The organism is Saccharomonospora halophila 8, assembly GCF_000383775.1.
Taxonomy (GTDB): domain Bacteria; phylum Actinomycetota; class Actinomycetes; order Mycobacteriales; family Pseudonocardiaceae; genus Saccharomonospora; species Saccharomonospora halophila.
The window spans coordinates 34504-43941 of record NZ_KB912585.1; the positions used below are offsets into that span (position 1 = coordinate 34504).

8 protein-coding genes are annotated in these 9438 nt (G+C 71.9%); 5 read left to right on the forward strand and 3 right to left on the reverse strand.

All coding sequences use genetic code 11. The annotated features are described in order from the left end of the window. A partial coding sequence (locus tag SACHA_RS0118190) for an aldo/keto reductase (protein ID WP_019812102.1) occupies positions 1-683 on the reverse strand: 683 nt, incomplete at its 3' end. Positions 684-767: 84 nt separating this feature from the next. On the opposite strand from SACHA_RS0118190, the gene SACHA_RS0118195 reads away from it, so the two are divergent. Genes SACHA_RS0118195 through SACHA_RS22965 form a run of 4 tightly spaced genes read left to right on the forward strand, consistent with a single transcriptional unit; the run spans position 768 to position 5450 of the window. After that, a complete protein-coding gene (locus SACHA_RS0118195) occupies positions 768-1811 on the forward strand; it encodes an LLM class F420-dependent oxidoreductase (protein ID WP_028663324.1) in 1044 nt (347 codons plus the stop codon). A gap of 1 nt (position 1812) precedes the next feature. Next, positions 1813-2664: an undecaprenyl-diphosphate phosphatase gene (locus tag SACHA_RS0118200; protein ID WP_028663325.1), complete on the forward strand. Its 852-nt coding sequence runs from the start codon at positions 1813-1815 to the stop codon at positions 2662-2664. 18 nt (positions 2665-2682) lie between these two features. After that, positions 2683-3402, forward strand: a complete 720-nt coding sequence (locus SACHA_RS0118205; protein ID WP_028663326.1) for a histidine phosphatase family protein — start codon at positions 2683-2685, stop codon at positions 3400-3402. Then, positions 3399-5450, forward strand: a complete 2052-nt coding sequence (locus SACHA_RS22965) for a M3 family metallopeptidase (RefSeq protein WP_019812106.1) — start codon at positions 3399-3401, stop codon at positions 5448-5450. The genes SACHA_RS0118205 and SACHA_RS22965 overlap by 4 nt, the downstream gene beginning before the upstream one ends. Positions 5451-5475: 25 nt before the next feature. Here SACHA_RS22965 and SACHA_RS0118215 read toward each other — a convergent pair whose 3' ends face one another. Both SACHA_RS0118215 and SACHA_RS0118220 read right to left on the reverse strand, forming a co-directional pair. Next, positions 5476-6225 (reverse strand): YwaF family protein, encoded by a 750-nt coding sequence (locus tag SACHA_RS0118215; RefSeq protein WP_019812107.1) that lies wholly within the window; start codon positions 6223-6225, stop codon positions 5476-5478. 206 nt (positions 6226-6431) lie between these two features. Beyond that, complete coding sequence (locus tag SACHA_RS0118220) at positions 6432-7421, reverse strand: malate dehydrogenase (RefSeq protein WP_019812108.1); 990 nt, start codon at positions 7419-7421, stop codon at positions 6432-6434. A 449-nt stretch (positions 7422-7870) separates the two neighbouring features. Here SACHA_RS0118220 and mptB point away from each other — a divergent pair. Beyond that, on the forward strand, positions 7871-9438 hold a 1568-nt coding region (gene mptB, locus SACHA_RS22970), incomplete at its 3' end, for a polyprenol phosphomannose-dependent alpha 1,6 mannosyltransferase MptB (RefSeq protein WP_019812109.1).

Here is a 9438-nt window from a genome sequence, read left to right on the forward strand (position 1 = left end):
GCCGACGCGCCGCGCGAGTCGGCGGGTGTGCCGGTGCGGTACTTCCCGGTCAGCACGCCCCGCCCCAGCGGCGCCCACGGCAGCATCCCGATGCCGTGGTGCGCGGCGGCGGGCAGCACCTCCCGCTCCACCCCCCGCTCCAGCAGGGAGTACTCCGACTGCACGGACACGAGCCTACGGCGGGCCGACGAGGAAGCGGCGGCCGTGGCCAGCTGCCAGCCGGTGTAGTTGCACACCCCCACGTACCGGACTCGGCCGCTGGCCAGCACGTGTTCCACGGTCTCCAGGGTCTCCTCCACCGGGACGGCGGAATCCCAGGCGTGCAGCTGCCACAGGTCGACGTGGTCGACCCCGAGCCTGCGCAGTGAGCCGTCCAGCGCCGCGAGCAGGGAGCCGCGTGAGGCGCCCCCACCGAACGGCCCGTCGGCCCGGCGGGCGGCGGCCTTCGTGGCCAGCACCACCCGCTCCCGGGGCACGACCTTCCCCAGCAGCGTCCCGAGCGTCCGCTCGACCTCGCCGTCGGCGTAGATGTCGGCGGTGTCGACCAGGGTGCCGCCCGCGTCGACGAACGCCGCGAGCTGGTTGGCGGCGTCCTCGCTGTCGGCGCTGCGCGCCCAGGCCAGGGTGCCCAGACCCAGGCGGGACACCCGCAGACCGGAGGTGCCGAGCTGACGGCTTTCCATGGGGTGAGCCTATCGACCGTGTCGGGCACCGGTGACGAAGGCGTGTCGCCGAGGCCCGACACGGGGCCGATAGTGTCGGGCCTCGTGCGATTGGGACTGAATCTCGGCTACTGGGGCGCGGGCAACGACGCCTCCAACCTGGCGATGGCCAAGCAGGCGGACGAACTCGGGTACTCGGTGGTGTGGGTCGCGGAGGCCTACGGCTCGGACGCGCCCACGGTGTTGGCGTGGGTCGCGGCGCAGACCTCGTCGGTCGACATCGGCAGCGCGGTGCTGCAGATCCCCGCGCGGACCCCGGCGGCCACGGCGATGACGGCGGCCACCCTGGACACGCTGTCGCAGGGGCGGTTCCGGCTCGGGCTGGGAGTGTCCGGGCCGCAGGTGTCCGAGGGCTGGCACGGGGTGCGGTTCACCGCTCCGCTGGCCCGCACCCGCGAGTACGTCGACGTCGTGTCCGCCGCGCTGCGGCGGGAGAAGGTAAGCTACGAGGGCGACCACTTCACGCTGCCGCTGCCGGACGGCCCCGGGAAGGCGCTGCGGCTGACGGTGCACCCGGTGCGCGAGCACATCCCCACCTACCTGGCCGCGATCGGGCCGCGCAACCTGGAACTCACCGGCGAGATCGCCGACGGCTGGCTGCCGGTGTTCTTCTCCCCGGAACACGCCGCGACCCAGCTCGACCACCTCCGCGCCGGGGCGGAGAAGGCGGGACGCGGCCTCGACGCGCTCGACATCGCCCCCACCGTGCCGCTGGTGCCCGGCGACGACTGGCGGGTGTGTGCGGATTCGGTGCGCGCCTACGCGGCGCTGTACCTCGGCGGCATGGGCAGCCGGGACCGCAACTTCTACAACCGGCTGGCCTGCCGGATGGGCTTCGCCGACGCCGCGGCCGAGGTGCAGGAGAAGTACCTGGCCCGGGACTACGAGGGGGCGATGGCGGCGGTGCCGCTGGAGTTCTTGGACGCGACCTCGCTGCTCGGCCCCACCGACCGGATCGCCGACCGGATGGCCGCCTTCGCCGGGGCGGGGGTGACCACGCTGACCGTCGCGCCGTTCGTCGACCCGGCCGCGGGGGCCGAGACGCTGCGCACCGCCGTCCGTGCGCTCGACCGGTCCGGGGTGGCCTGAGATGGGCTGGTTCGAAGCCCTCGTCCTGGGCCTGGTGCAGGGGCTGACCGAGTTCCTGCCCATCTCGTCCAGCGCGCACGTACGGATCACCGCGGCCTTCGCCGGGTGGGACGACCCGGGCGCCGCGTTCACCGCCGTCACCCAGATCGGCACCGAGCTGGCGGTGCTGCTCTACTTCAGCCGCAAGATCGGCCGCATCCTGCGGAACTGGTTCCTGTCGCTGACCCGGCCGGAGTACCGGGGCGACCCGGACGCCCGGATGGGCTGGCTGATCATCGTCGGCTCGATCCCGGTCGGGGTGCTCGGCCTGCTGTTCGAGGAGCAGATCGAGAGCGTGTTCCGCGACCTGCGGCTCACCGCGCTCACCCTGATCGTGTTCGGCGTCCTGCTGTGGGTGGCCGACCGGATCGGCAGCAGGCACCGCGAGCTGGACCAGCTCACGGTGCCGCACGGCCTCGGGTACGGCTTCGCGCAGGCGTTCGCGCTCATCCCGGGTGTGTCCCGCTCCGGCGGCACGATCACGGGCGGGCTGCTGCTCGGCTACAAGCGCGCCGACGCCGCGGAGTACGCCTTCCTGTTGGCGGTGCCCGCCGTGCTGGCCTCCGGCTTCTACAAGCTCACCGACATCGGCGACGGCTCCGCACCCGGGGTCGGGCCCACGGTGCTGGCCACCGTCGTCTCGTTCGGGGTCGGCTACGCGGTGATCGCGTGGCTGATGAACTACATCCGGAAGAACAGCTTCACCCCGTTCGTGCTCTACCGGGTGGTGCTCGGGCTGCTGGTGCTCGCGCTGGTGTTCACCGGCGTGCTCGACCCGGACGCGGGGCCGGTCGTGGTCGAAGGTCAGCAGTGACCCCGTAGGGTGGCCGGTGTGGGTACGGTGATCCTGCTGCGGCACGGCCGCTCGTCCGCGAACGGGTCCGGTGTCCTCGCGGGCCGCAGCCCGAGGGTGGACCTGGACGCCACCGGCCGCGGGCAGGCCGAGGCCCTGGTGGACCGGTTGGCCGGGGTGCCCCTGGCGGCGCTCGTGACCTCGCCGCTGCTGCGGTGCCGGCAGACGATGGCCCCGCTGGCCCGGCACCGGGACCTGGAGCGCCGCTCGGAGTCGCGGCTGTCCGAGGTGGACTACGGCGACTGGACCGGCCGGGAGCTGAAGACCCTGGCGAAGGAACCGTTGTGGCGGGTGGTGCAGTCCCATCCGTCGGCGGCGGTGTTCCCCGGCGGGGAGGGGCTGGCGCAGATGCAGGCCCGCGCGGTGGAGGCGGTGCGCGAGCACGACGCGCGGATCACGGCGGAACACGGTGAGCATGCGGTGTGGGCGTTGTGCAGCCACGGCGACGTCCTCAAGGCCGTGCTCGCCGACGCACTCGGCCAGCACCTCGACGCGTTCCAACGGCTCGTGGTCGACCCCGCGTCGGTCTCGGTGGTCCGCTACACCGAGACCCGCCCGTTCGTGCTGCGGCTCAACGACCACGGCGGGGACCTCAGCGGCGTGGTGCCGGAGAAGCCGAGGAAGAAGAGACGACGTGGCCGCACACTGTCCTCCGACGCGGAGGTCGGGGGCACCACCGGAGGAAAGGATCGCGCGTGACCGGCCGGGAGAATCCACTGCTGACACCGAGCGAGTTGCCCTACGAACTGCCGCCGTTCGACCGGATCACGGCCGGGGACCTCGAAGCCGCGTTCGAGGCGGGCATGGCCGCCCACGCCGACGAGGTGGCCGCCGTCGCGGTGAACCCGGAGCCCCCCACGTTCGACAACACGATCGTGGCACTGGAGCGCTCGGGGGAGCTGCTGAACCGGGTCTCGCAGACCTTCTTCAACCTGGTGGCCTCGCACACCGACGACGACCTGCGCCGGGTGCAGGCCGAGGTCGCGCCCCGGCTGGCCGCGCACGCCGACGCGGTGCACCTGAACGCGGACCTGTTCGCCCGGATCGACGCGCTGTACGGGCGGCGGGAGTCGCTGGACCTCGACGAGGAGTCGGCGTGGCTGCTGCGCCGCTACCACCGTGACTTCCGACGCGCCGGTGCCGGACTCGGCGCCGACGACCAGGCGCGGTTGCGGGCGCTGAACGAACGCCTCTCGGCGCTGTCCACCCGGTTCCAGGACAACCTGCTGGCCGACACGAACGACGTCGCCGTGCTGGTATCCGACGAGGCCGAACTCGCCGGGCTGTCGGAGGACGCGATCGCCGCGGCGGCCGAGGCGGCCACGGCGCGCGGCGAGCCCGGGCGGTACGCGCTGACCCTGTCGCTGCCGACGGCGCAGCCGGTGCTGGCCTCGCTGGAGAACCGGGACCTGCGGGAGCGGGTGTACCGGGCGTCCCGCGGCCGCGGGCACCGGGGCGGCGAGTACGACAACACCGGCGTGCTGACCGAGATCGCGCGGTTGCGCGCCGAACGGGCCGCGCTGCTGGGCTACCCGCACCACGCGGCCTATGTGGTGGAGGAGCAGACCGCGGGCACGGTCGAGGCGGCGCTGGGGATGCTGCACCGGCTGGTCCCGGCGGCGGTGGCCAACGCCCGGGAGGAGGCGGCCGACCTCGCCGGGGAGATCGCGGCCTCCGGTGCCGACCACGACCTCGAACCGTGGGACTGGGCCTTCTACGCCGAACGGGTGCGCCGGCGCCGGTACGACCTCGACGACGCGGAGCTGCGGCCGTACTTCGAGCTGGAGCGGGTGCTGCACGACGGGGTGTTCTTCGCGGCGCACCGGCTCTACGGTCTCACCTTCACCGAGCGGCCGGACCTGCCCACGTACCACCCGGACGTGCGGACGTTCGAGGTGTTCGACGCCGACGGCACCGCCCTGGGCCTGTTCCTGGCCGACCATTTCGCGCGGCCGTCGAAGCGGGGCGGTGCGTGGATGAACACCTACCGGGACCAGTCCCGCCTGCTCGGGCGCGCTCCGGTGGTGGTGAACAACCTCAACCTCGCCCGGCCGCCGGAGGGCGGGCCGGTGCTGCTGTCGTTCGACGAGGTGGAGACCGCCTTCCACGAGTTCGGACACGCACTGCACGGGTTGCTGTCCGACGTGCGGTATCCGACGTTGTCCGGCACCCACGTGCCGAGGGACTTCGTGGAGTTCCCGTCGCAGGTCAACGAAATGTGGGTGCTGCACCCGGAGGTGCTGGGCAACTACGCCCGGCACCACCGCACGGGCGAGCCGCTGCCGGAGCGGACGGTGCAGCGGCTGGTGGAGTCCCGCGCGTACGGACAGGGTTTCGCGACGACGGAGTATCTGGCGGCGGCGCTGCTCGACCTGGCCTGGCACACCCTGGACGGGGACACCCGGGTGGACGACGTGGCCGGGTTCGAGGCGCGGGCCCTGGAGAAGGCGGGGGTGGCGTTGGACGCCGTGCCGCCGCGCTACGGCAGCACCTACTTCGCGCACATCTTCAGCAACGGCTACGCCGCCGGGTACTACTCCTACATCTGGAGCGAGGTGCTGGACGCGGACTCGGTGGAGTTCTTCCACGGCAACGGGGGCCTGACCCGGGACAACGGGGAGCACTACCGCAGGCGGCTGCTGGCGCGGGGCGGCAGCACCGACCCGATGGCCGCGTTCCGCGACTTCCGCGGCCGCGACCCGGAGATCGGGCCGCTGCTGCAGCGGCGGGGTCTGACGGGCGCGTGATCACCGGTGCCCGGCGTCGCGGCCGTCAGCGGTCGGTACTCCCGGACGTGCGCACGCGGTCCGTTCCGGTGCGGCGGGGGCGCCGGGTCCAGGGCCAGGTGAGCAGTGCCCACGCGGCGAGGATCAGTGCGGCCTCGGGCAGCAGGTACCACGGCCACGGGCCGAGCAGGTCGAGCACGGAGCCGGTGGCGGGTCTGCCGTTGAGGAACCCGAAGTTCGTGCCGGTGACGCAGTTGAACACGAACGCGGCACACGCCCACGCGGCGGTGAGCCCGACGGCGACGGCGTAGTGCCGCCATCCGGGCCGGATGCCGAGCCCCCAGGTCAGATAGACCGCGGCCCAGACGACCAACAGGTGCAGGGCCCAGAACGCGAGGAACTCGTGGTGCGGGAAGTCGGGGGAGTCGAGCACGGGGGAGACGAGCGCCTGCGCGCTCAGGGTGAGACCCCAGTAGTAGGTGAGCGCGAAGGCCCAGCGGCGGTGGGACCACAGGGCGTAGGCGGCGACGAACCCGGCCAGGTCGGACAGGTGCAGGGGGACCGCGTCGAAGGAATGCCAGTGCCGGGTGGCCACGGTGTAGAGCTGGGCGCTGACGTGCAGGCCCAGCAGCAGGAGGGCGAAGCCGCGGGTGAACCGGCGTCGGACGGTGGGGTGGTGGCGGTGCCGTCGGCCGGACAGGACGAGGGCGGCGACACCGGCGGCGAACACGACCAGCACGGCCCAGTGGGAGGCGCCGTAGGCGCTGAACTCCTCCTGCGCCGTCGTCCGTGTCACGTCCCCGCCCGGCCTCGGTGCCCGCTCGTCGTGCCACCCATGGTGCCAGTCCACGGACACCGGTGTGACGTATAACGACCTATACCCACGGGAGTGGATGTATACATTCCGTTCCGGGTCCGGACACCACACCACTCACCATCAGGCAACGGAGGTCGGAAGAGCGGCCGGAGCGGTCACCCTCCCGACCTCCGGGAACGGTCGCCTCAGACCAGGCCGAGGTCGCGGACGGCGTCACGCTCCTCGACGAGTTCGTTGACCGAGGCGTCGATACGCGGACGGGAGAACTCGTTGATCTCCAGGCCGCGCACGATCCGGTAGCTGCCGCCCTGGCAGGTGACCGGGAACGAGGAGATGATGCCCTCGGGCACGCCGTACGAGCCGTCGGACGGGATGCCCATCGACACCCAGTCGCCGTCCGGGGTTCCGTTCACCCAGTCGTGCATGTGGTCGATGGCGGCATTGGCCGCGGAGGCGGCCGAGGAGGCGCCCCGCGCCTCGATGATCTCGGCGCCGCGCTTGGCGACCCGCGGGATGAACTCGTCGGCGAGCCACGCCTCGTCGTTCACGGCCTCGGCGGCGTTGGTGCCCTTGACCTCGGCATTGAAGATGTCCGGGTACTGGGTGGCCGAGTGGTTGCCCCAGATGGTCATCTTCTTCACGTCGGCCACCGGCGCGTCGAGCTTGCGGGCGAGCTGGGCGATCGCGCGGTTGTGGTCGAGGCGGGTCATGGCGGTGAACCGCTCGGCGGGGACGTCGGGCGCGTGAGCCTGCGCGATGAGCGCGTTGGTATTGGCCGGGTTGCCCACGACGAGCACCTTGACGTCGTCGGCGGCACCCGCGTTGATCGCCTCGCCCTGCGGCTTGAAGATGCCGCCGTTGGCCTCCAGCAGGTCGCCGCGCTCCATGCCCTTCGTGCGGGGGCGGGCGCCCACGAGGAGGGCGACGTTGGTGCCGGCGAACGCCTCGGCGGCGTTGTCGAAGATGTCGATGCCGTGCAGCAGGCCGAACGCACCGTCCTCGAGTTCCAGGGCGGTGCCCTCGGCCGCCTGCACCGCCTGTGGGATTTCCAGCAGGCGCAGCCGCACCGGCGTGTCCCGGCCCAGGAGCTGGCCGGAGGCGATCCGGAAGAGCAGTGCGTATCCGATCTGGCCGGCCGCTCCGGTGACCGTGACGTTGACAGGGGCCTGGGTCATGACGTTCTCTCCTGCTGACGGGTTCGGTGTTCGGTCACGTGCAGCGTGTTGACGCTGGTATCGGGATGCTATCCGCCGTCGGTGGTGCGCAGGCGGGTGCGTCACCTCACCCGGCACGGCCGGGAAGGCGCGGGACGGATCCGGCACGGTGGGCCCGGGCACTGCCGCTCCCGCCGTGCCCAGCCGAATCGCCGGATCCGTCCGGACCCGTCCCGGTCCGGGGTGGACGGTCGGATGTCACCGAGATCACCTCTCGGAGTGTCGGAGCCGGTCTGCGCGCGGGTCGCGGGGACGGATCGCGGCCTTGCCCGCACCCCGGTGGATGTGGTGATATCGGTGTGAAGTCACGGTGGTGGTGCGAACCCGCCGTCGGTGCGGGCGCTCGGGCCGGGTGTCGGTGTACCGTCACCGAGCGAATGCGGTGTCGGTGTGTAACCTCAGTGACCAGTATGGCCACCACCACCGATTCCGCACCGGGTTCCGAGACGCCCGCCGCCGGGCAGGAGCGGTCGTCGACCCCTGCGCACGCACAGTCCCGGTTCCCCGTCCGCACGACCGTGCTGGGGCTCGTCGGCAGTCTGGTGCTGCTGCTCGCCTCGTTCGGTGCCGGGGGGATCCTGGTACACGATCCGGTGCTGGGGTCGTCGCCGTTGTCCTGGATCCGGTACGGGCACGGGCACGCGCTGGCGACGGCGCTGCTGTACGTGGGTTTCGGCCTGGTGGTGTGGGCCTGGGTGCGGTTGGGCCGGCACGTCCTCGCGGGCCGGGTCGGCAGCAGGCCGGTCGTGGTGGCGGCGTTGACGTGGATGGCCCCGCTGCTGGTCGCGCCGCCGCTGTTCACCCGGGACGTGTTCTCCTACCTCGGACAGGGCGCACAGCTGCTGCACGGTCTGGACCCGTACGACTACGGGCCCGCGGCACTCGACGTGCTGCCGAACGTGGTGGAGAACGTGCACCCGCTCTGGCAGACCACGCCCGCCCCGTACGGTCCGCTGTTCCTGTGGGTGGCCGAGCAGATCGTCGGCGTGACCGGGAACAACGTGATCGCCGGGGTGATCATGACCCGGGTGGTGCTGCTGGCCGGGCTGGCCGGGCTGCTGTGGGCGCTGCCGCGGCTGGTGCGGCACCTCGGGGGGCGGTTGCCGGTGACGATGTGGCTGGCGATCGCGAGCCCGATGACGGTGATTCACCTGGTCGGTGGGCCGCACAACGACCTGCTCATGCTGGCGCTGTTGGCGATCGGACTGTTGGCAGCCCTGGAGGGGAAACACGCGCTCGCGATCGCCCTGGTCACCGTGGGAATGTTGATCAAGCCGACGGCGGCGGTCGCACTGCCGTTCCTCGTGTGGATCTGGGCGAATCACCTGGACGGGTCGGAGAGTCTGGTCCGGAGGTTCGTCCGGACCGTCACACCGTCGCTGGGCATCTTCGGGGTGGTGTTCGTGGTGGGCACCTGGGTGTCCCTCGGATCGGTCAACCTCGGCTGGGTGACCGGTCTGCAGGCCCCGCAGATCATCGCGAACTGGTTGAACTTCCCCACCGGGATCGGTGAGGTGTTCCACACGTTGGTGAACCTTGTGGTCGACGTGCCGGTCTCCCCGTTCGTGACGGTGGCGCGGGGACTGGCGTGGGTGGCTTTGATCGGGGTGATGGTGTGGCAGTGGTGGCAGGCCCGGCACGGCGGCCGCGAGGCGGTGCTGCGCATGGCGGTGACCCTGCTCGCGGTCGCGTTGTTCGCGCCGCCGACCCTGCCGTGGTATCTGACCTGGGGATTCGTGATCGCGTCGGCGTTCCCCTGGCGGCGCACCCACCTGGCGGTGGTCGTCGGGGTGTCGATGTTGCTGGTGCTGGCCTACTACCCGACCGGGGAACAGAGCCTCTACGACTGGTGGTTCGTCGCCGGGGTGGTCGCGGCGAGCCTGTACGGGGCGGTGTCGCTGCTGCGGCCGGACCCGTTGGGTCTGATCACGGTGTGGCCTCGCACACTACTCCGAACCAGACGGACTGGAGGAGCGAC